Source organism: Rhizobium sp. 22-785-1 (assembly GCF_053521965.1).
Genome location: NZ_JBNWDI010000007.1, coordinates 150,269 through 169,851, shown reverse-complemented (window position 1 = coordinate 169,851; position 19,583 = coordinate 150,269). Strand labels below are relative to the sequence as shown.

The 19,583-nt window shown below is 57.4% G+C and carries 27 protein-coding genes; 9 read left to right on the top strand and 18 right to left on the bottom strand.

All coding sequences use genetic code 11. The features are described 5' to 3' along the window. Positions 1 to 51: 51 nt before the first annotated feature. Together ACQZ5M_RS15615 and ACQZ5M_RS15610 are read right to left on the bottom strand one after the other, a co-directional pair. Entirely contained in the window at positions 52 to 756 is a 705-nt protein-coding gene (locus ACQZ5M_RS15615) for an SDR family oxidoreductase (RefSeq protein WP_449080218.1), read from the bottom strand. 25 nt (positions 757 to 781) lie between these two features. Then, a complete protein-coding gene (locus ACQZ5M_RS15610) occupies positions 782 to 1,945 on the bottom strand; it encodes a pyridoxal phosphate-dependent aminotransferase (protein ID WP_449080251.1) in 1,164 nt (387 codons plus the stop codon). A gap of 163 nt (positions 1,946 to 2,108) precedes the next feature. Between ACQZ5M_RS15610 and ACQZ5M_RS15605 the strand changes: the two genes are divergently transcribed. From ACQZ5M_RS15605 to aat, 5 genes are all read left to right on the top strand, one after another. After that, entirely contained in the window at positions 2,109 to 2,876 is a 768-nt protein-coding gene (locus ACQZ5M_RS15605; protein WP_449080217.1) for a DsbA family protein, read from the top strand. A 146-nt stretch (positions 2,877 to 3,022) separates the two neighbouring features. Continuing rightward, positions 3,023 to 3,460: a type II 3-dehydroquinate dehydratase gene (gene aroQ, locus ACQZ5M_RS15600; RefSeq protein WP_296037971.1), complete on the top strand. Its 438-nt coding sequence runs from the start codon at positions 3,023 to 3,025 to the stop codon at positions 3,458 to 3,460. A 27-nt stretch (positions 3,461 to 3,487) separates the two neighbouring features. Next, positions 3,488 to 3,970: an acetyl-CoA carboxylase biotin carboxyl carrier protein gene (gene accB, locus ACQZ5M_RS15595; RefSeq protein ID WP_296100628.1), complete on the top strand. Its 483-nt coding sequence runs from the start codon at positions 3,488 to 3,490 to the stop codon at positions 3,968 to 3,970. A 10-nt stretch (positions 3,971 to 3,980) separates the two neighbouring features. Beyond that, positions 3,981 to 5,324 (top strand): acetyl-CoA carboxylase biotin carboxylase subunit, encoded by a 1,344-nt coding sequence (gene accC, locus ACQZ5M_RS15590; protein WP_449080216.1) that lies wholly within the window; start codon positions 3,981 to 3,983, stop codon positions 5,322 to 5,324. 3 nt (positions 5,325 to 5,327) lie between these two features. Further along, positions 5,328 to 5,939, top strand: a complete 612-nt coding sequence (aat, locus tag ACQZ5M_RS15585) for a leucyl/phenylalanyl-tRNA--protein transferase (RefSeq protein WP_449080215.1) — start codon at positions 5,328 to 5,330, stop codon at positions 5,937 to 5,939. Positions 5,940 to 6,083: 144 nt separating this feature from the next. On the opposite strand, the gene ACQZ5M_RS15580 is transcribed toward aat, so the two are convergent. From ACQZ5M_RS15580 to gatB, 5 genes are all read right to left on the bottom strand, one after another. After that, complete coding sequence (locus ACQZ5M_RS15580; RefSeq protein WP_296020872.1) at positions 6,084 to 6,521, bottom strand: DUF2155 domain-containing protein; 438 nt, start codon at positions 6,519 to 6,521, stop codon at positions 6,084 to 6,086. A 140-nt stretch (positions 6,522 to 6,661) separates the two neighbouring features. Continuing rightward, positions 6,662 to 7,060, bottom strand: a complete 399-nt coding sequence (locus ACQZ5M_RS15575) for an NADH:ubiquinone oxidoreductase subunit NDUFA12 (protein WP_296020873.1) — start codon at positions 7,058 to 7,060, stop codon at positions 6,662 to 6,664. 105 nt (positions 7,061 to 7,165) lie between these two features. Then, a complete protein-coding gene (locus ACQZ5M_RS15570) occupies positions 7,166 to 7,627 on the bottom strand; it encodes a GNAT family N-acetyltransferase (protein ID WP_449080214.1) in 462 nt (153 codons plus the stop codon). Between the two features lie 6 nt (positions 7,628 to 7,633). Continuing rightward, positions 7,634 to 8,131: a GNAT family N-acetyltransferase gene (locus ACQZ5M_RS15565; protein ID WP_296100673.1), complete on the bottom strand. Its 498-nt coding sequence runs from the start codon at positions 8,129 to 8,131 to the stop codon at positions 7,634 to 7,636. A 137-nt stretch (positions 8,132 to 8,268) separates the two neighbouring features. Continuing rightward, a complete protein-coding gene (gene gatB / locus ACQZ5M_RS15560) occupies positions 8,269 to 9,771 on the bottom strand; it encodes an Asp-tRNA(Asn)/Glu-tRNA(Gln) amidotransferase subunit GatB (RefSeq protein ID WP_449080213.1) in 1,503 nt (500 codons plus the stop codon). 109 nt (positions 9,772 to 9,880) lie between these two features. Between gatB and ACQZ5M_RS15555 the strand changes: the two genes are divergently transcribed. Further along, positions 9,881 to 10,165: a DUF1294 domain-containing protein gene (locus tag ACQZ5M_RS15555; protein ID WP_449080212.1), complete on the top strand. Its 285-nt coding sequence runs from the start codon at positions 9,881 to 9,883 to the stop codon at positions 10,163 to 10,165. Positions 10,166 to 10,178: 13 nt separating this feature from the next. On the opposite strand, the gene ACQZ5M_RS15550 is transcribed toward ACQZ5M_RS15555, so the two are convergent. Beyond that, positions 10,179 to 10,688 (bottom strand): GNAT family N-acetyltransferase, encoded by a 510-nt coding sequence (locus ACQZ5M_RS15550; protein ID WP_296020881.1) that lies wholly within the window; start codon positions 10,686 to 10,688, stop codon positions 10,179 to 10,181. A 278-nt stretch (positions 10,689 to 10,966) separates the two neighbouring features. On the opposite strand from ACQZ5M_RS15550, the gene ACQZ5M_RS15545 reads away from it, so the two are divergent. After that, a complete protein-coding gene (locus tag ACQZ5M_RS15545) occupies positions 10,967 to 11,224 on the top strand; it encodes a YjhX family toxin (protein ID WP_296074828.1) in 258 nt (85 codons plus the stop codon). Between the two features lie 36 nt (positions 11,225 to 11,260). Here the strand turns inward: ACQZ5M_RS15545 and ACQZ5M_RS15540 are convergent, their stop codons facing one another. The 5 genes from ACQZ5M_RS15540 to ACQZ5M_RS15520 all read right to left on the bottom strand — a co-directional run bounded on the left by ACQZ5M_RS15540 (position 11,261) and on the right by ACQZ5M_RS15520 (position 14,935). Continuing rightward, complete coding sequence (locus tag ACQZ5M_RS15540; protein ID WP_449080211.1) at positions 11,261 to 11,731, bottom strand: SRPBCC family protein; 471 nt, start codon at positions 11,729 to 11,731, stop codon at positions 11,261 to 11,263. A gap of 65 nt (positions 11,732 to 11,796) precedes the next feature. Further along, positions 11,797 to 12,285 (bottom strand): GNAT family N-acetyltransferase, encoded by a 489-nt coding sequence (locus ACQZ5M_RS15535; protein ID WP_449080210.1) that lies wholly within the window; start codon positions 12,283 to 12,285, stop codon positions 11,797 to 11,799. Continuing rightward, positions 12,279 to 13,760, bottom strand: a complete 1,482-nt coding sequence (gene gatA / locus ACQZ5M_RS15530; RefSeq protein ID WP_449080209.1) for an Asp-tRNA(Asn)/Glu-tRNA(Gln) amidotransferase subunit GatA — start codon at positions 13,758 to 13,760, stop codon at positions 12,279 to 12,281. Before gatA ends, ACQZ5M_RS15535 begins: the two co-directional genes overlap by 7 nt. A gap of 57 nt (positions 13,761 to 13,817) precedes the next feature. Next, positions 13,818 to 14,105, bottom strand: a complete 288-nt coding sequence (gene gatC, locus ACQZ5M_RS15525; RefSeq protein ID WP_449080208.1) for an Asp-tRNA(Asn)/Glu-tRNA(Gln) amidotransferase subunit GatC — start codon at positions 14,103 to 14,105, stop codon at positions 13,818 to 13,820. A gap of 125 nt (positions 14,106 to 14,230) precedes the next feature. Next, the gene (locus tag ACQZ5M_RS15520; protein ID WP_296020894.1) at positions 14,231 to 14,935 is read right to left on the bottom strand and encodes a metal-dependent hydrolase; all 705 of its coding nucleotides are present in this window, start codon (positions 14,933 to 14,935) and stop codon (positions 14,231 to 14,233) included. Positions 14,936 to 15,015: 80 nt separating this feature from the next. Here ACQZ5M_RS15520 and ACQZ5M_RS15515 point away from each other — a divergent pair, with 80 nt between their 5' ends. Together ACQZ5M_RS15515 and ruvX are read left to right on the top strand one after the other, a co-directional pair. Further along, positions 15,016 to 15,318: a zinc ribbon domain-containing protein YjdM gene (locus ACQZ5M_RS15515; RefSeq protein WP_296074840.1), complete on the top strand. Its 303-nt coding sequence runs from the start codon at positions 15,016 to 15,018 to the stop codon at positions 15,316 to 15,318. A 10-nt stretch (positions 15,319 to 15,328) separates the two neighbouring features. After that, on the top strand, positions 15,329 to 15,817 hold the full coding sequence (gene ruvX / locus ACQZ5M_RS15510; protein WP_449080207.1) for a Holliday junction resolvase RuvX: 489 nt from the start codon (positions 15,329 to 15,331) through the stop codon (positions 15,815 to 15,817). Here ruvX and ACQZ5M_RS15505 read toward each other — a convergent pair. The 5 genes from ACQZ5M_RS15505 to ACQZ5M_RS15485 all read right to left on the bottom strand — a co-directional run bounded on the left by ACQZ5M_RS15505 (position 15,760) and on the right by ACQZ5M_RS15485 (position 19,509). Continuing rightward, entirely contained in the window at positions 15,760 to 16,086 is a 327-nt protein-coding gene (locus tag ACQZ5M_RS15505) for a DUF6105 family protein (RefSeq protein WP_296084338.1), read from the bottom strand. The genes ruvX and ACQZ5M_RS15505 overlap by 58 nt on opposite strands. Next, positions 16,083 to 16,259, bottom strand: coding sequence for a hypothetical protein (locus tag ACQZ5M_RS15500; RefSeq protein WP_296020901.1), 177 nt, complete (start codon positions 16,257 to 16,259; stop codon positions 16,083 to 16,085). Before ACQZ5M_RS15500 ends, ACQZ5M_RS15505 begins: the two co-directional genes overlap by 4 nt. Before the next feature lie 202 nt (positions 16,260 to 16,461). Continuing rightward, positions 16,462 to 17,112: a TetR/AcrR family transcriptional regulator gene (locus ACQZ5M_RS15495; RefSeq protein WP_296037930.1), complete on the bottom strand. Its 651-nt coding sequence runs from the start codon at positions 17,110 to 17,112 to the stop codon at positions 16,462 to 16,464. Positions 17,113 to 17,242: 130 nt separating this feature from the next. After that, entirely contained in the window at positions 17,243 to 17,857 is a 615-nt protein-coding gene (locus ACQZ5M_RS15490; RefSeq protein WP_449080206.1) for a GNAT family N-acetyltransferase, read from the bottom strand. After that, entirely contained in the window at positions 17,857 to 19,509 is a 1,653-nt protein-coding gene (locus ACQZ5M_RS15485; RefSeq protein ID WP_449080205.1) for an acyl-CoA dehydrogenase family protein, read from the bottom strand. The genes ACQZ5M_RS15490 and ACQZ5M_RS15485 overlap by 1 nt, the downstream gene beginning before the upstream one ends. Between the last annotated feature and the right edge of the window lie 74 nt (positions 19,510 to 19,583).

The window sequence follows — 19,583 nt, the reverse complement described above, 5'->3', positions numbered from 1 at the left end:
GCCCTCATGCAACGCTCGAGAGATGGATCGGTTCCAAGCGATCAAGAAAACTTATACGGAGCGGGTCAGACCGCCATCCACCTTAAGGTTCTGCCCGGTAATGTAGCCGGCGCCTTCAGATGCGAGGAAGGCCACTGTCGCAGCGATCTCCTCGCTTTTGCCGTAACGCTGCATCGGAACCATCTCTCGGCGTTGTTCGGTCGCTGGAAGGCTGTCGATCCAACCCGGCAGAACATTGTTCATGCGGACATTGTCGGCTGCATATTTATCGGCAAAGATTTTTGTATACGCCGCCAGACCGGCGCGAAAGACGGCAGACGTCGGAAACATATCGCTTGGCTCGAAAGCCCAGGCCGTTGAGATATTGACGATGGCGCCACTCTTTTGCGCGGCCATGATAGGGGCGATGATGCGTGTGGGACGAATGACGTTCATGAGATAGACGTCGAGCCCGGTATGCCACTGCTCATCCGTGATATCGAGAATGGGTGCGCGCGGACCGTGTCCGGCACTGTTGACCAGAACATCAATGCGGCCGAAGCTTTCCAGGGTGAGATCAACCAGCTTGTGGATATCGTCATTCGACTGGTTGGAGCCTGTGATACCGACACCGCCGAGTTCACTCGCCAGGGCCTCGCCCTTACCCGAGGAGGACAGGATCGCGACCCCATAGCCATCTTCGGCAAAGCGCCTGGCAACGGCGGCACCCATGCCGCTTCCACCCGCCGTCACTACCGCTACCTTGCTCATCGTCATAGCCTCTCTCCCCGGCGATTTAATCTCAGTCCTGTTTCAGCCACCCTGCAATGCGTCCGACGGCCTCGGCAATATCGGAAACCGAGCCAGCATAAGAAAAGCGCATGGCACGATGTCCTTCCAGTGGATCGAAGTCCAGGCCCGGTGCGGCCGCGACGTCGATTTCCGACAGCATGCGTCTGGCAAACTCCATACTGTCATTGGAGTAGCGGCTGGTATCGACATAAGCGTAGAATGCGCCGTCCATGGGGGATGCCAACGGGAGGCCAAGCTCCGGCAGACGGCTCATCAGAAAGTCGCGATTGGTGCGGTAGCTTTCCTTGTAGATATCGAGCTCTTCCTCCGCAGTAAACGCGGCCATCGCTGCGAGTTGCGACAGTTCAGGCGCTGAAATATACATGCTTTGCGCAAGACATTCGACCGGACGGATCAGTGTCTCCGGCAGCACCATCCAACCGATGCGCCATCCGGTCATGCAGTAATATTTCGAGAAAGAGTTGATGACGATGGCGTTGTCGGTCACTTCAACGGCACTCGACTCGTCGCCGACGAAAGTCAGTCCGTGATAGATCTCGTCAGAGATGAAGGCGATGTTGCGCCCGTCGCAATAACTTGCAAGGCGCTTCAGCGCATCTCTGCTTGTGACTGTTCCGGTCGGATTGGCGGGACTTGCAAGGAGCACGCCCTTGAGCTTGCAGCCTGCCTTGGCCTCAGCCCGTTCAAGGCTTGCTGGCGTCAACGTGTAACCCGTTTCCGCCGTGACCGGCACTTCAACCACGGTGAGACCGAGGGCTTTCAGGATGTTGCGATAGGCAGGATAGCCAGGCCTGGCGATCGCTACCGCGTCGCCTGCATCAAACAGCGCAAGAAAAGCAAGATTGAACGCCGCGGACGATCCGGTCGTTACTGCGATACGGGCCGGATCGACAATGACCTGATGGCGCAAGCGGTAATGCGAGGAGATCGCCTCACGCAATTCCCGCAATCCAAGCGCGTCGGTGTAACCGATCCTGCCGTGTTTGAGAGCAGCCTCGGCAGCCTCCAACGAAGCCTTCGGCGCAGGATGGGAAGGTTGCCCAACTGCCATGGAAATGACGGGCCGCCCCGCCTGTTTGCGCCGATTGGCCTCCGCTAGAATATCCATGGCGTGAAAGGGCTCGACGGCGCTTCGCTTGGACAGTGTGATCAAAGGCATGGTCTTTCTATATGCTATGACGGAGATTTGCCGCATTGTTGCGCTCTTCACAATGACGCGAGAGCAACGCACGCAATTTATTTCCGGTATGGCAATTGAATTAAATTAGGGTAATTGCCTGCAACATGAATCACCACAAAACCCAATGAGGACCGAAATGGCACTTTCCATCCGATCAGCCGCATTCGCCTGTGTCACGGCCCTCTCCACGTTCGGCGCAAGCCTTCCAGCTCATGCGCTGGATGCCGACCAGAAAAAAGAAATCGGTGCCTTCATCAAGGAGTATCTGATCGAAAATCCAGAAATCATGCTGGAGGTTCAGGATGCGCTGGAGAAGAAACAATATGCGGCACGCAACGCGAAAGCGGCGGAGGCCGTGACCGACAACACCAAAGCCATCTTCGATTCGAAATACGATCTCGCGATCGGAAATCCCGACGGCGACGTGACCCTGGTCGAGTTCTTCGATTACAATTGCGGTTACTGCAAACGCGCCATGGCGGATATGGACAAGATCCTCAAAGAGGACAAAAACGTTCGTGTCGTGTTGAAGGAGTTCCCGATCCTTGGACCGGAGTCGGTTGAGGCACACAAGGTGTCCAACGCGGTTAAACTCCTCGCACCGAAGAAGTACCCGGAATTCCAACGCACGCTTCTCGGCGGCCGCAGTCGCGCCAATGAAGCGAAAGCGATCGAAGTGGCGACCTCGCTTGGCCTCAAAGAAGCCGATATCCGCAAATCCATGGCGGAGAATCCGAATGATGCACAGGTCCAGGAAGCCTATACGCTTGCCACGAACCTCGGCATTTCCGGCACGCCTTCCTATGTCATCGGCAACGAGGCCGTGTTTGGTGCAGTCGGCGCCGAACCTTTGAAGGAAAAGATTGCCAATATGCGCAATTGCGGCAAGGCAAGCTGCTCCTAAGTTGGAAGATATCACAGTCACGACGCCCAAAAAGCTGCTGAATAACTGCGGCTTAACCCACTCCATGGGCTCTTTCGAAGCTCCGGGGGCTTTTCCTCGTCAGTCGCGCAGTCTATAGGTGTCGCTGATTTTTGACGGAACAGCGAATGAGCAACACGATCTTCGTCCTGAACGGCCCCAATCTCAATATGTTGGGAAAGCGGGAGCCGGGCATCTACGGCGGCAAGACGCTGAAGGATATCGAGAACGACTGCATGGCGGCAGGTGAAGGGCTTGGCTTCAGCGTCGAGTGCCATCAGTCCAATCATGAAGGCGTTCTCGTGGACCTGTTGCACGAGGCGGGCGAACGCGCTGCAGGTGTCGTCATCAATCCGGGTGCGTATGGCCATACATCCATTGCTCTGCACGATGCCATTCGCGCGATTTCCGTTCCCGTTGTGGAAGTTCACATTTCCAACATCCACGCCCGCGAAGAATTCCGCCACAAATCGATGATAGCGCCCGCTGCAAAAGGCATGGTCTGCGGCTTCGGGCCATATGGCTACATCATGGCGCTCAACGCCTTGAAGAACATCACGGCATAAAAAGAAACAATCAGAATAGGGTTTGTCATGTCTGAAAAGAAAAACGGTATCGACAAGGAACTGATCCGCGACCTCGCGAACATTCTCAACGACACCGATCTTTCCGAGATCGAAGTCGAGCAGGACGACCTGCGTATCCGCGTTTCGCGCTCCGCACCGCCTGCAACCGTTTATGCCGCGGCTCCGCAGTATGCCCCCGCGCCAGCCGCAGCGCCTGCAGCACCCGCAGCAGCGCCTGCCGCTTCCGCTGCACCGGCTGCTCCGGCGCGCAACCCGGCAAATACCGTAACCTCCCCGATGGTCGGCACGGTCTATCTGTCTCCAGCACCAGGCGCGCGCGCGTTCGTCGAAGTCGGCGCCACCGTCAAGGAAGGCCAGACCATCCTTATCGTCGAAGCGATGAAGACCATGAACCAGATTCCGGCGCCCAAGTCCGGAAAGGTGACGGAAATCATCGTCAATGACGCGCAGCCCGTGGAGTATGGTGAAGCCCTCGTGGTCATCGAATAAGGCGGCTCCCATGGTATCCAAGATCCTCATTGCCAATCGCGGCGAAATCGCCCTTCGCGTGCTTCGCGCCGCCAAGGAACTCGGTATTCCGACGGTTGCCGTTCACTCCACGGCTGACGCGGATGCCATGCATGTGCGCCTCGCCGACGAGAGCGTGTGCATCGGCCCACCGCCGTCGCGTGACAGCTACCTCAACATTCATCAGATTGTTGCAGCCTGCGAAATCACCGGCGCGGACGCGGTTCACCCCGGCTACGGCTTTCTTTCGGAAAATGCCAAGTTTGCCGATATTCTCGACGCCCACGGAATCACCTTCATCGGACCGACTGCCGATCATATCCGCATCATGGGTGACAAGATCACCGCCAAGCAGACGGCGCAGGAACTCGGCATTCCTGTCGTTCCCGGTTCCGATGGCGAGGTGAAGCCTGAAAACGCGATGGAAATCGCGCGTTCAATCGGCTTTCCTGTCCTGATCAAGGCAACAGCAGGTGGTGGCGGCCGCGGTATGAAAGTTGCCAAGACCGAAGCCGATCTGGACGAAGCCGTTTCCACAGCCCGTTCCGAAGCACTTGCCGCTTTCGGTAACGACGCCGTCTATATGGAAAAATACCTCGGAAAACCGCGCCATATCGAGGTTCAGGTTTTCGGTGATGGCGAAGGCAATGCCGTCCATCTTGGCGAGCGCGATTGCTCGCTGCAGCGTCGCCACCAGAAGGTTCTTGAAGAAGCCAACTCCCCTGCTCTCACCGTTGAGCAGCGCATGGAGATCGGCGAAATTTGTGCAAACGCCATGCGCAAGCTCAAATATCGTGGTGCCGGCACCATCGAGTTCCTCTATGAAAACGGAGAGTTCTATTTCATCGAAATGAACACCCGTCTTCAGGTGGAGCATCCGGTCACGGAAGCGATCACAGGAATGGACCTCGTGCAGGAACAGATCAGAGTCGCCTCCGGCCAAGGTCTTTCGGTTACGCAGGCCGATATCGAATTCCATGGTCACGCCATCGAATGCCGCATCAATGCCGAAGATCCACGGACTTTCGTGCCTTCGCCCGGGACGCTCACTTACTTCCACACACCCGGCGGTCTGGGGGTGCGCGTGGATTCGGGTGCCTATCAAGGCTACAAGATCCCGCCTTACTACGACAGCATGATCGGCAAGCTGATCGTCCATGGTCGCGACCGTGACGAATGCATTCGCCGCCTGCGCCGTGCGCTCGACGAATTCGTCGTCGATGGCATCAAAACGACGCTTCCGCTGTTCCAGGACCTGCTTCAGAACGAAGATATCCTGAACGGTAATTATGACATCCACTGGCTGGAAAAATATCTGGCCGGCGACGCGCACTAAGGAATGGGTCGGCGCAGCAGAGATCGCGATATCACCGTCGATATGCTGCTGCGCGCCTATTCCATCGGCCTGTTCCCGATGGCCGAGGCGGCTGACGACCCGGAGTTATTCTGGGTCGAGCCGGACCTCAGGGGCATCATCCCGCTGAACGATTTTCACGTCTCAAAAAGTCTCGCAAAAGCCATTCGAAAGAAACCCTTCGATATTCGCTTCGACACTGCTTTCACCGCCGTCATGGCCGGATGTGCCGCAGAAGCGCCGGACCGCCCGAACACCTGGATCAACGAGACGATCCGCAAGCTCTATACCGAGTTGCATGAGATCGGCCACGCTCATAGCGTGGAGGCGTGGCAGGGTGATGAACTGGTCGGCGGTCTTTACGGCGTGTCGCTAGGCGCTGCCTTCTTCGGCGAGAGCATGTTCTCCCGTCGCACCAATGCTTCAAAAATCTGCCTGGTTCATCTGGTGGAGCGATTGCGCAATAGTGGCTTCATCCTGCTCGACACGCAGTTCACAACGGACCACCTCAAAACCTTCGGCGCGATCGACGTTCCAAAGGATGAATACTCAAAGATGCTGGACCGGGCAGTGAACCAGCCGGATTTGGAATTCTGATTTCGCGATAAAGAGTTTCGCTTGCATGCGGGATCATTGCGGTTCAACTCGCCGCAAACCAGCACTACAGGTTAAACCACCACCTGCATCAAGCCAGACATCGGCAACGCATGGAAAGGCTTGTGTGCGCCGAATCAGGCTCTTTTACTTACTTGCCGTCGATGGAGGCGGAACGTCCGAATCCTGTTTGCAACCGGTGAGCCAGACATCGTAGATCGGGTGTTCGACAGCGTTCAGGCCGGGGCTATCGGCAAACATCCAGCCCGTGAAGATGCGGCGGATTTTTCTGTCGAGGGTGATTTCATCCACTTCGACGAAAGAATCGATTTTCTGCGCTTCGGTATCGTCGCGCGAGTAGCAGACCTTCGGCGTGACCTGCAGCGCGCCGAACTGAACCGTTTCGTTGATGTAGACGTCGAAAGAGGTAATGCGACCGGTGATCTTGTCGATGCCGGAAAAGACCGCAACCTTATTTTCAAGGCGGGCCGCAGACACCGGTGACACGAGACCCACTGCCGGAAGAAGCGCCAGAAGCGAAACCGCCAGTGCACGCAAAGATAGATCCCGCGTGAATGTTCTCATATCAAACCGTCTCCAGAAAACTGCCCGCTCATCAAAGCGCCCATCACGCCTAAAGATCGAATGTGGCAAAAGCGGGTGGCGGCCATGATGAATGCCCGCCCCTTTTGCTCCTACATGCAAGGAGCACGAAGCGAAGTGAATCAGCCGCCAGGCGTCCAGGCATCATAGTCGCCGGTGACGCGGGGGCGCTCACCAGGAACGGCCAGCGAGCCTTGAGGACGGTACGCCTGGGCAGAACCCGTCAGGTTCGGCTGATGCTGCTTCTGCCAGTCGCGTGCGACATAGCTTTCCTTGCTCGGCGGCGTGTCGGTGCGATAATGCATCCAGCCGTGCCAGCCGGGCGGAATTGCAGACGCTTCAGCGTAACCGTTGTAAATCACCCAACGACGCGGCATGCCCCAGGAGGTGGTGCCACCTTCGTAGTAGGTGTTGCCAAACTCATCCTGCCCCACCTTCTTTCCGAAGCGCCATGTATGGAAGCGCGTTCCGATCGTCTGGCCGTTCCACCAGGTGAAGATTTGCAGCAGAAGAGTCTTCATTATCCGTTCCTCGGGCTTTTCACATGCGTCGCTTTCGCACTCGCACGGCCACAAGCTTATGACGTTCTCACCAACGATTGTCCAGCTTTTCCAACGTGCCGGCGATTATTTAAGCTTCAGCCGGAAGCCGAAATGGCGCTTCTCGAAACCAAGCCTCTCGTAGAAGCGATGAGCATCGGTGCGCGCCATGTTGGAGGTGAGCTGGACCCCAGCGAGGCCAAGCTTTTCAGCCTCAGCGATGCAGTACCGGATCATCGTCGCACCGATACCTCTGCCTCGCATATCCTCCCTGGTCTGCACACCTTCGACGACCATCCATACGGCGCCGCGCCCGGCAAGCTTGGTGAGAACCACGGTCTGGAACGTACCGATCACTCGGTCTTCAAACTCAGCGACGTACAACTTCTCAAGCGGTGACATGGCGATCGCCCTGAAAGCCCTGAGATAATCGGGCATGGCCACGTCATCGGCCGTATCACCGTGCCCACCCACATCGTCAGCGGCGAACATCGCAGCAATTGCTGCAACGTCCTCTTCGCGCGCTTCACGAATGATCAGACCGTCCATTGTGTTTTACCGCCTCAGGCTCTTCTCCATTACAATTCCGGGCATCCCCTCTACGCCAGCCATGCGCTCGATTCGATCTACCTCGGAAAAGCCTACGCCTTCATAGAAGGCAATTGCGACAGTATTTTTAGGTTCGACCTCAAGGCGCATGATTTCCGCGTCGGGAAAGCAGGTTTCCAGTTCGGCGAAGAGATCCCGCCCCACCCCCTGACGCTGGAACTGCGGATCGACATAAAGCTGATAGAGCAACGCGGTTTTAGCCATGCTAGTGGACATGACGGCATAGGCCATGCCGCCTATACGCTTTCCATCGTCTGCCACCAAAAACTCGCCGCCCTTTTTCTCCACGCGCTCCTTCAAGGCCGCCGGCGTGTGCCACAGAGCAATCATGTCGTTGACCTTGTCCGTGCCGTAGATTGGATCGTAGGTCGCGTGCCAGGTCTTCATCAGCAAAGACCGGACTGGCTCGATATCGCGCTCGCTTGCGGTGCGAATGAAGAACACCATTGTGACTCCCATCAAAAAAGAAAAGCCGGGAGCGATCCCGGCGTTGCTCATGTTATCTCGACGTCAACCTCGATTGAGATCGGAGTGACGGAGGAGACTGTCTTCCGCCTCTTTTATTGAAAAGCGATGAGACTTTATTCCTCGAGGCCGAGCTTGGCCTTGACCAATTCCTGTACGGCCTGCGGGTTGGCCTTGCCGCCGGTTGCCTTCATCACCTGGCCAACGAACCAACCGGCAAGCGTTGGCTTTGCCTTGACCTTTTCCACCTGGTCGGGGTTAGCAGCGATGATCTCGTCCACGGCCTTTTCGATGGCGCCCGTGTCGGTCACCTGCTTCATGCCACGGCTTTCGACGATGTCTGCCGGGTTGCCGCCTTCGTTCCAGACGATTTCGAACAGATCCTTGGCAATCTTGCCAGAGATGGTGTTCGCCTTGATGAGGTCGATGATCCCGCCAAGTTGGTCCGGCGTAACGGGCGTTTCCTCGATGGACTTGCTGGACTTGTTCAGCGCACCAAGGAGATCGTTGATGACCCAGTTGGCGGCAGCCTTCGGGTCGCGGCCCGCCGCGACGGCCTCATAATAATCCGCAATGGCCTTCTCCGAAACGAGGATGGAGGCGTCATAGACGGAAAGGCCGAGTTCAGCCACGAAACGTGCCTTCTTGTCGTCGGGCAGTTCCGGCAGACCGACCTTCAGGCGTTCCACGAAGGCATCGTCGAATTCCAGCGGCAGCAGATCGGGATCGGGGAAGTAGCGATAGTCATGGGCGTCTTCCTTGGAGCGCATGGAGCGCGTTTCGCCCTTGCCAGGATCGAAGAGACGGGTTTCCTGGTCAATTGCGCCACCATCTTCCAGAATGGCGATCTGGCGGCGGGCTTCATATTCGATGGCCTGGCCGACGAAGCGGATGGAGTTGACATTCTTGATTTCGCAGCGCGTGCCAAAACCTTCGCCGGGGCGGCGCACCGACACGTTAACGTCAGCGCGCATGGAGCCTTCATCCATGTTGCCATCACAGGTACCGAGATAGCGAACGATGGAGCGCAGCTTGGTCAGATAGGCTTTCGCCTCATCGGAAGAGCGCATGTCCGGCTTCGAGACGATTTCCATCAGGGCAACGCCTGAACGGTTCAGATCGACGAAGGACATCGTCGGATGCTGGTCATGCATCGACTTGCCGGCGTCCTGTTCCAGATGCAGACGCTCAATGCCGATTTCGATATCCTCGAAATTGCCCTGACGGTCAGGCCCGAGCGAAATTGTAATCGTACCCTCGCCGACGATCGGATCCTTGAACTGCGAGATCTGATAACCCTGAGGCAGGTCGGGATAGAAGTAGTTCTTGCGGTCGAAGATGGAGCGGTTGTTGATTTTGGCTTTCAGCCCGAGACCAGTACGTACCGCCTGCGCCACGCACTCTTCATTGATGACGGGCAACATGCCCGGCATGGCCGCGTCGACCAGAGACACATTGGAATTGGGTGCATTGCCGAAGGTCGTGGAAGCTCCGGAGAACAACTTCGAATTGGACAGAACCTGTGCGTGAACCTCCATGCCGATGACGATTTCCCAGTCGCCAGTGGCGCCGGGGATGAAACGCTTCGGGTCGGGTGTGCGAACGTCTACAAGGGTCATATCAAGCTCATACGATACGGAATTTCTATTCGTGGTGAGGTAGAGCAAATGGCCCGGAGGTGCAAGACTTCTGAGGCGCTTCGTGTCTGTTTGGATCAGAGAGGCGGTCATGACATTCATCGTTATCGCGCTAATCGCCTATCTCGCGCTCAACCTCATTGTCTTCATCGCCTTCTGGCAGGACAAGCGAGCTGCCAGAAAAGGCGATCGGCGCATTCGTGAACGCAAGTTGCTCCTACTGGCCTTGCTGGGTGGAAGTCTCGGAGCGGTGACAGCGCAAGATCTCCTGCGGCACAAGACACGCAAAGAGCCGTTTCGCAGCCTGCTTTTAGGCATTGTCATCGCTCAAGTCGGACTCGTCGCTTCGCTTATGTTTCTGACGCAACTGTTCTGATAGCGGCGCGCCATCAGAATGAGGGGCCATATGTCATCAGCTCAACATCCTTCAGTTGCTTGCGAAGGCCGATGGTCTGCACTTCGCGATCGAGCTTGCGCGCATATTTCATCGACAGCCAGCTGACGCCGTAGGCATGCTTGCGAAAGAAGGAAATTGCTCTCTCATTATCAGCATGGCTTTCGAGCTTTATGGAGGGAAAGCCAGCCGCTAACACCTGCTCCTCAACCGCTTTGAGTAGAGCGCCGCCAATCCCTTGTCCATGAAGGCGCGGATCAACCCAAAAATCCGAGATCATGTCACCAGAATTTTCCCTTGCCGACCAGCCGACAGCAATACCGTGTTTCTCCGCCACCAGGATACGGTGCCAAGACGACTCGGTGAAACCCGCAAAGGCTTCCTGGGCATTGGATTCCAGAACTGCTGTCAGACCCAGCGCAGAGCTTGCCACCCGCCATGCCTCCAGACCGATGGCTGCGAGATGGGAGGCCTCCTGTTCCTGCGCATTGCGAATGACGACCAAGTTCAACCTCCATAATGGCGAACGTGAAAAGCTTTGGCCGGTCCTTCCGGCCAGTTTGTCCACGGTAGCAAGGCTCCGCCTCTTCTTGACCGTAACGCGTCGAGCTTTTAAGCAAAAGATGTGATCTTTGGAGTTTTTATGTTCTCTCAATCGGAGTCCCGGTAAAGGCCCTGCCCGCAAGTGTCTTGCGCGCCGGGCCATACTGAAACCGAACCGGATGCCACTGGCAACCGGATTGTTTTCACGCGTCCATCTGGATGCAAGCCGGATTCCAAATCATGGACATTTCCCGCGCGGAACAGCGCATTCTCCATCTGCTCGCCCAGGGCGGCAGAATCGAACTTATCCGAGACCAAAACCGCAGAATTGAAACCCTCGTGCTGTACACGCGCGACGGCTGGGTGTTCAGCGGCCTCGACCTCATCACGTTTCGCAAGCTGAAGCGCAAAAGGGCTATCTCCTCGTCCAGAAGCCAGCCCTACCGCATCACCACACGCGGGCTGGAGCTGGTGAGAGGCGAACTCGACAATCGCTGACAATTAGATGCGGCGGTCAGACTTGGCCGCCGCACCTTATATCTTGGCTAACAATGCAACCAACTGATCCGTCGCGGCGCCCCAGCCCTCGTGAAAGCCCATCGCTTCATGGGTCTTTTTGTCTTCCTCAGTCCAATGTCGTGCGATCGCCGTATATTTAGTCCTGCCGTCGCCCAATGGCTCCAGTACGACGATGCCCGTCATGAAGGGTTTTTCCGACGGTACCCAGGCCGTTGTGAAAGCGTCAGTAAAGACGAGCTTCTCATTTGGCACGACTTCGAGATAAACGCCGCGGTTTTCAACCTCTTCGCCATTTGGTCCTTTCATGACGATGAAGCTTGAACCGCCTGCACGAACGTCAAGTTCAGCGTGAGACACGCCCCAGGGCGTTGGACAGAACCATTGTTTCAACAATTCAGGATCAGTCCAGGCGCGGTAGATTTTCGTTGTTGGCGCATCGATTTCGCGCATCAGGAACAGTTCATGTCGTGCATTATCCGCTGCCATGTTTGCCTCCCTTTATCGAGCCGGGCTGCAGCATAGCAGAGCGTCACCGCTTTGCGAGAGATGCTTCAGATGACTTTTTCCAGGCGGACCTTTTGAAGCTCAACCTTCATAGTTTCGGACCACTGCTTGCCCTGCCAAATCAGGCGAAAACCGCAACGTTCATAGGCGCGAATAGCGTAGACGTTTCTAGCATGGGTCGAGATTTTGGCTGTCGAGATATGCGAGCGGCGCATCTCCCCAAGGAAATGCTCGACTAGCATCCGACCAATGCCTCTGCCCTGATAATCAGGATCAATCCAGATGTCGGAAATATAGTCAGGCTCTCCAGCGCGGGCACCCCAGCCAACCGTCACGCCATCGACCTCAGCCACGACGACATCACAGGTGGTCTCTTTTGCGAAAACCTCAAATTCACCGCGCACCCGTTCGATCACGACCGGGTCGAGATAGGTATCTTCGAACGCGCTGCTCGATTGCCAGGCGCAAAAACCGATGAGGCCGACCGCATCGCGATCGGCCTCGGCCATGGCTCTAATGATAAGACCCGTTACCACCACTTGGCGGGCGTGAACTTGCCCGCTGCCTGCTCGATGGCGTGCGCAGTCTTGAACAGCGTTTCTTCCTCAAACGGCTTGCCGATCAGCTGAAGGCCGAGTGGCAGGCCCCTGCCGTCCAGACCGGCAGGAACGGAAAGACCCGGCAGACCTGCCATGTTCACCGTGATGGTGAACACGTCCTGCAGATACATCTTGACCGGATCTGCGGCCAGTTCTTTGTCACCAATTTCGAAGGCCGAAGACGGCGTGATAGGAGCGAGAACGGCATCGACACCGTCATGGAAGACGTTTTCGAAGTCGCGCTTGATCAGCGTGCGGACCTTCTGCGCCTTGAGGTAATAGGCGTCGTAATAGCCGGCAGAAAGAACATAGGTGCCGACCATGATGCGGCGCTTCACTTCCGAGCCGAAACCGGCAGCTCGGCTCTTCTCGTACATGTCGGCAATGTCCTTGCCATCGACGCGCAGACCATAGCGAACGCCGTCATAGCGGGCGAGGTTTGACGAAGCCTCGGCAGGCGCCACAATGTAATAGGCCGGCAGCGCGTATTTGGTGTGCGGCAGAGTGATATCGACGACCTCCGCGCCGGCATCCTTCAGCCAGGCAATTCCCTGTGCCCAAAGCTTTTCGATTTCTTCCGGCATGCCCTCGACGCGATACTCTTTCGGAATACCAATCTTCAGGCCCTTCAACGACTGGCCGATGGCCTTTTCATAATCCGGCACAGGCAAATCGACGGAGGTGGTGTCCTTTGCATCGACGCTTGCCATGGACTTCAGCAGGATTGCAGCATCGCGTACATCGCGGGCAATTGGACCAGCCTGGTCGAGCGAGGAGGCGTAAGCGACGATGCCCCAGCGCGAGCAGCGTCCATAGGTAGGCTTGATGCCGACCGTGCCGGTGAAGGCTGCTGGCTGGCGGATGGAGCCACCGGTATCGGTTGCGGTAGCGCCGGCGCAGAGATGCGCCGCGACCGCGGCAGCAGAACCGCCGGAGGAACCGCCGGGAACGAGGCTCTTTTCGGAGCCTTCAGCGCGCCAGGGGTTCACGACGGGACCGTAATAGGAGCTCTCATTCGACGAGCCCATGGCGAATTCGTCCATGTTGAGCTTGCCAAGAAGCACCGCACCGTCATCCCACAGGTTCTGGGTCACGGTGGACTCGTATTTCGGCTTGAAGCCGTCGAGCACATGCGAGCAGGCCTGGGTATGGATGTCGCGGGTCGCGAACAAGTCTTTCACGCCAAGCGGAATGCCTTCGAGCGCACCGCCATTACCGGCTGCCAGCTTCTGATCGGAGGCGTTCGCCATGTCACGCGCCTTGTCATGCGTCGTCACGACATAGGCGTTGAGCTTCTCGTTGGCGGCATCGATGGCAGTCAGATAGGCATCCGTCAATTCGACGGCGGAGAAATCCTTGGATTTCAGTCTGTCACGCGCTTCGGCAATGGTGAGGCTTGTCAGTTCGGTCATATCGGCAACGGCTTTCGAAACTTTTGAATTTTCAATGTGGGAGCAAACGGCGAGCGCTTACTCGACCACCTTCGGAACCATGAAGAAGTTGCGCTCGGTAGCTGGCGCATTGGCAACGATGTCATCGGCCTTGTTACCGTCGGTCACCGCATCGGCGCGCTTTTTCATGGCAACCGGCGTTACCGATGTCATCGGCTCTACGCCATCCACATTCACTTCCGACAGTTGCTCCACGAAACCGAGAATGCCATTCAGTTGGCCAAGCATGGTGTTGGCATCTTCTTCGCTGACGGCAATGCGGGAAAGGCGTGCGACGCGCTTCACGGTGGCAAGATCGACGGACATGGTTCTACTCCAGTCAAGAATTTTCTACCCGCTATAATGACCATATCCGCCCTTCGCAACGGTAGAAAGCGTGTCGCGGCCCTCTGCGGCGCAGTTTTGGGCCGTGACACGCTGATGCCGGGTCATCAGAACGACAGGACTTGTCCAACCTTGGGGACATCCACCCGCGTCTGCGAACCGTCCATGCCGGACACGAACTTGTCGGCAGTCTGGTCGACGATCGGGAACGAACCGTAGTGGCAGGGAATTGCATGGCGGAGCTTAAAGAAGCGCTGGCAGGCAAGAGCTGCCACCGCACCGCCCATAGTAAAGCGATCGCCGACGGGAACAAGGCCGACTTCCGGCTCGTGCAACTCGTTTATCAGGGCCATGTCGGAGAAGATATCCGTGTCGCCCATATGATAAACCGATGGGCCGTCTTCGAAATGCAGCATCAGGCCATTGGCGTTACCAAGCGAATGGGACACGCCATCTTCGGTAATTTGCGCGGAGGAGTGCAGCGCATTGGTGAAGGTGACGGAAAATCCTTCAAAACCCACCGTGCCGCCGGTATTGCCCATCTCAAGCTTCTGAACGCCCTTGGAGCCGAGCCATGCGGCAAGATCCGCATTGGCCAGCACTGTTGCGCCGGTCTCTGCCGCAAGTCGCACCGTGTCACCGACGTGGTCCCCGTGACCGTGTGTGAGGAGAATATGGGTGATGCCGCTTGCCGCATCCTTGGCGTCCTGTCCGGCAAAGCCCGGATTTCCGGTGAAGAAAGGATCGATCAGGATCTTTGCGTGGCCTGTTTCAAGACGGAAAGCGGAATGGCCTAGCCAGGTGATTTTCATCGAAGTTCTCCTTTGTGTTCCTGCGATCTTATGAGATAGGACCACCCATAAAACCCAAAACCTTACTTTGGAGTGATAGGATGGCCGCAGATAATGACGACTATGTGTATGACGAGGCAACCGGCGAATGGCGCCCTGCCTCGGAAGTCGCAGCCGCAGCGGCCAAGGCCAATGAGGTTCGCGATGCCGCAGGCAACCTGCTTGCAGATGGCGATTCTGTCACGCTGATCAAGGACCTGAAAGTCAAGGGTACCAGCACTACATTGAAGCAGGGCACCGTGATCAAGTCGATCCGGCTGACCGAAAACCCTGAAGAAATCGACTGCAAGAGCGATGCGGTCAAGGGCTTGGTGCTGCGCACGGAATTCGTCCGCAAAAGATAAAGGTCACCGAATGGCGACGTTGACGATAGAAGAACTCGCTGAGACCTTGGGGTCCGGACAGGCGATCGCCGGTCTCGATCTCGGGACCAAGACGATTGGTCTTGCCATGTCGGATCTGTCCCGGCGGTTTGCCACCCCTCGCCCGGTTCTCAAGCGCATCAAGTTTACCCAGGATGCTGCACTTCTCCTGGATTTCGCCGCGAAAGAAATGGTTGCGGCGTTCGTCATTGGCCTGCCGATGAACATGGACGGCTCCGCCGGTCCACGTGTTCAGGCCACCCGCGCCTTCGTGCGCTCCATGAGCGAGAAGACAGATATTCCTTTTATCTTCTGGGACGAAAGGCTGTCCACGGTCGCTGCCGAGCGAGCTTTGTTGGAAATGGACGTCTCTCGAGCCAAGCGCGCCGAGCGGATCGATTCCGCCGCCGCGAGCTTCATCCTTCAGGGCGCCTTGGACCGGCTCTCCATGCTCGCAAGAGAGGCGTCTACGGACGGCTGACGCAACCGCCACCACGCTGCAATCGCTTTGCGTTTACGAAACCCGATAAGCGCAAAGACGAGCAGGCTATCGACCATGATGGCGCGCGCGACAAGCGGCGGTATCGTCTCGGGCGGGATGCCGAGCACGTTGCCGTAAATCTGGAAAACCAGATCATGACTCTGCCGCGTCAGCATGAAGAAGCCAAAGCTCATGTCGTAATAGGACAGACCATACCAGGTTCCGAGAAAAAGCACGGGACCCGCCCACAATATCAGAAACCACTTCATGCCATCCGCTCCCCTGCCAGGTTGGCTCCGGCGAACTCGCCATCAGGAAGAACCGAAATGACACTCCACCGGACCAACGCCATGATGCAAAGGTTCAGCGTCGGGGCGTTCAGATCCAGTGGTAGAAGGGCGAAAAACGTCATCATGACGCTCAAAGGTATCCAGCGGCTCACAGCGCTTCCTTCTCATCCAGCTCGGATTTCGTGGTTAACAAATCATTAACAGAATGATCCTGTCGTTAACGCCTTGCAAACGAAACCTGCATCTATGGTTAACGAGAGAGAAACGTTGTGGATAATGAAATGCCCACCACGCGCAGCGCACAGGTAAAGCCGGAACCGGTTTGATGCAGAAACTGGTTTCAGGAGACCTGGATCAACCGTAAAGCGCTCGAACCACGCGCTTTACCGCAGTTGCGATCTTGTCCCAGTCCTTGTCACTCTTCAGCGACACACCGGAAAACTGGCCATTCGTGCCACCTGCAATTACGAGATGCTGGATCGCGGCGAAGAGCATGGCATTCATCACCGAAGCGTCGACGCCCTTCGGCGGCTGGAGCGAACCGCGCATGCGGTCTATCCATTTTGCAAGAGCCTTGGAACGCGCTTCTGCCAGTTGTTTGACCTGCGGCGTCTGCTCGGAGACTTCCCAGGCGATTATCTTGCAAACCAGCGGATCGGCGCGCAGCGCATCGAGATAGGAGAGCATCAGTCTCTCCATCAGATCGCCATAGGTCAGCAGGAACATGCCGCCCGTATCTTGCGGAATGCGCTCCTGCACCCAGGATGCCAAATCTTCGCCAATGGCCGAGACCAGCCCTTCGAGACCGCCGAAATACCGATAGATCAGTTGCTTGTCGCAACCTGCGCGACGCGCCACGGCATTGATACCGAAACCCTGAAAGCCTTCATCCGCCAGCAGGGACTTCGCCGCAGCAAAGATCGCCTTCTCCGTCGCTGCGCGATCCTTGATACGCTTTTCCGGCGCGGGCGACATAAGGGCGGCAGTGCCATCGATGGCGAGCATGGCTTTTCCGAATCTCCGATTGATGACTATCTTGCGCGGTTAGCAAAGAGTTAACAACGCGACAATCGAGATGAAACCTAGCAGCCGTGGCTTTCCTGTGGATGGTGGAAAAGACGGCTGTTTCTTGGGCTCAGTCCCCCAAGGACATGCCAAACCATGCGGTGCCGGCTGGCATCCCGGCAAGCGGTGCGAAGCCACGTGATTGCCAGAAAGCGATGCCAGTGTGATTTTCAGGATTGGCGCCGAGGTGAATGCCGGGAGTACCCCTGCCCCGCGCCATCTCTACCCACATCGACAAAAGACGAGAACCGCCACCGGTACCGCGAGCCCTCTCCAACAGGTTCATGTGGATATGAGCGGGATAATTCTGAAGCACCGCAGCCGGCATTTGCGACGGCTGGTGAATGAAGGCAACGCGCTTGCGGTGTTCTTCGGGCAGAAGATTACCCTCTTCTTCCGCGATTGGATAACGTTCGCGCAGCTTCGGCCACCAAGCCTGCTCCAGCAGTTTTTCGTAGGCTGCGGTGTCAGTAGCGCCGACGATGTAGCCGCAGACGCCCTCTCCGTCTTCGGCAACGAAAGCGCTGTCTGGACAAAGATGGAGATAGGGAACGGCATAGATGTTACCGACGATCTTGTCGTCGGCGTAGAGATGCGTTGCATCCTTCCCCGAATCGCCCGTTGCAAGGCAGATGGCGTAAAGCGCATCTTCGTCTTGTGGAACGGCTTTGCGGAAGGTCAGCATCACGACACCGGCGGATAAAGTAGATCGATGATGTAGGTTGGGTCGAAGCGGCTGTCTAGCATGCCGTAGGTATGTCGCCAGCCGCCAGCCAGGCGCGTTTCGAGGAAGGCGTCTGCAATGCGCCCTGCCCCGATGCGGCAGAGTTCGGCGGCGGCAGCAGCAAGTGCAAACTGCTCCACCAGAAGGCGGGCGGCACCTTCGTCGCGCTCGCAAAGCGCAATCGCTGCACGCAGAACGTCGGTGGTCTTTTTGCCGGACGGTCCGAGGTCGCGCTCCAGTGTTTCGAAAACGAGATCGAAGAGATCCTTGCCGCGTTGAAGCACGCGCAGCACGTCGAGCGCCATGACATTGCCGGAGCCTTCCCAGATGGCGTTGACCGGAGCTTCGCGGTAGTGGCGAGCAATCGGACGCTCTTCGACGTACCCATTGCCGCCGAGGCTTTCCATAGCCTCATAGATCAAGGCCGGCGCGATCTTGCAGCACCAGTACTTGACGATGGGTGTCATGACGCGGGCATAGGCCGCTTCCGCCGGATTGCTGCGGGCGCTGTCGAAGGCGCTGGCGAGGCGGAAGGACAATGCGGTTGCAGCAGCAACATCCAGCGCCATGTCCGCCAACACGCGTGTCATCACCGGCTGGTTGACGAGCGGCTTGCCGAAGACCGAACGACCGCGGGCAAAGTGAACCGCTTCGGCGAGCGAAGCGCGCATCATGCCCGAAGATGCCAGGGCGCAATCGAGCCGCGTCAATGTCACCATGTCGAGAATGGTGCGGACGCCGGCACCGGGTTCACCCAGCAAATAGCCGAAGGCGTCGGTGAATTCGACCTCGGCAGACGCATTCGAGCGGTTGCCAAGCTTGTCTTTCAAGCGCTGGAAATGCAAACCGTTCGCCGAGCCGTCTTCAAGGAAGCGCGGCACGAGGAAGCAGCCCATGCCATCGCCCATCTGCGCCAGCATGACGAAGCCGTCGCTCATCGGGGCCGACAGGAACCACTTGTGGCCGGAGAGGCGATAGATACCTTCGCCCACCCGCTCTGCCGTGGTGCGGTTGGCGCGCACATCCGTGCCGCCCTGCTTCTCCGTCATGCCCATGCCGACCGTGACGGCTGTCTTCTGCATAGCGGGTTTCTGCGACGAATCATATTTGCGCGAGAGGATCTTCGGCGCCCATTCATTCTGCACGCGGGGTGATGCCATCAGCGCTGCGATCGACGCGTGGGTCATGGTCAGCGGGCAGAGATGGCCGGCTTCCAGCTGCGCCGTGAGATAAAATTTCGTGGCGCGCGCCTTGTGTTCGTTGCCGCGCGTATCGGCGGAGTTTTCCCAGGCAGCACTGTGCAGGCCGGACGACATGGAACGGCGCATCAGCGCATGCCAGGCGGGATGAAACTCCACCTGATCGAGACGTTCGCCGCGAGGACCGTGGGTGTGAAGCTGCGGCGTGCTGCGATTTGCCATGCGAGCCAGCTCCTGGGCTTCCGCCGAGGTAACATAGCGACCGATCTGATCCAGTTCGTCGCGAAGCGGGCGCGAGAGATTTGAGGTCAGATCGACGATGAGCGGGTCGGACCGATAGGCATTGATCCCGGACCAGAGGCTAGGCTGGTTTAATTCGGCAAGCTGTTCTTCAGTCCGGTTCATATCTGTCATCGTGTACTTTTGTCGGGATTTGCAATTAATTGCCTATATAGGCTCGTTCCCGGCTTATCCCATGCTTGCCGACA